Source organism: Streptomyces similanensis, from assembly GCF_039543625.1.
Lineage (GTDB): Bacteria > Actinomycetota > Actinomycetes > Streptomycetales > Streptomycetaceae > Streptomyces > Streptomyces similanensis.
In genome coordinates this window covers 1-842 of the sequence record NZ_BAABKC010000154.1, presented here as the reverse complement: position 1 = coordinate 842, position 842 = coordinate 1, and the positions used below count along the sequence as shown (strand labels likewise).

1 rRNA gene is annotated in these 842 nt (G+C 59.1%); it reads right to left on the bottom strand.

Annotation, left to right across the window (positions count from 1 at the left end):
* A 16S ribosomal RNA gene (locus ABEB07_RS38690) occupies positions 1–842 on the bottom strand; the annotation flags it as partial.

Sequence of the window (842 nt, the reverse complement as noted above, 5' to 3'; positions counted from 1 at the left end):
GGCCCCCGTCAATTCCTTTGAGTTTTAGCCTTGCGGCCGTACTCCCCAGGCGGGGAACTTAATGCGTTAGCTGCGGCACCGACGACGTGGAATGTCGCCAACACCTAGTTCCCACCGTTTACGGCGTGGACTACCAGGGTATCTAATCCTGTTCGCTCCCCACGCTTTCGCTCCTCAGCGTCAGTAATGGCCCAGAGATCCGCCTTCGCCACCGGTGTTCCTCCTGATATCTGCGCATTTCACCGCTACACCAGGAATTCCGATCTCCCCTACCACACTCTAGCCTGCCCGTATCGACTGCAGACCCGAGGTTAAGCCTCGGGCTTTCACAACCGACGTGACAAGCCGCCTACGAGCTCTTTACGCCCAATAATTCCGGACAACGCTTGCGCCCTACGTATTACCGCGGCTGCTGGCACGTAGTTAGCCGGCGCTTCTTCTGCAGGTACCGTCACTTTCGCTTCTTCCCTGCTGAAAGAGGTTTACAACCCGAAGGCCGTCATCCCTCACGCGGCGTCGCTGCATCAGGCTTTCGCCCATTGTGCAATATTCCCCACTGCTGCCTCCCGTAGGAGTCTGGGCCGTGTCTCAGTCCCAGTGTGGCCGGTCGCCCTCTCAGGCCGGCTACCCGTCGTCGCCTTGGTGAGCCATTACCTCACCAACAAGCTGATAGGCCGCGGGCTCATCCTTCACCGCCGGAGCTTTCCACCGCCCGACCATGCGGTCAGCGGTTGTATCCGGTATTAGACCCCGTTTCCAGGGCTTGTCCCAGAGTGAAGGGCAGATTGCCCACGTGTTACTCACCCGTTCGCCACTAATCCCCACCGAAGTGGTTCATCGTT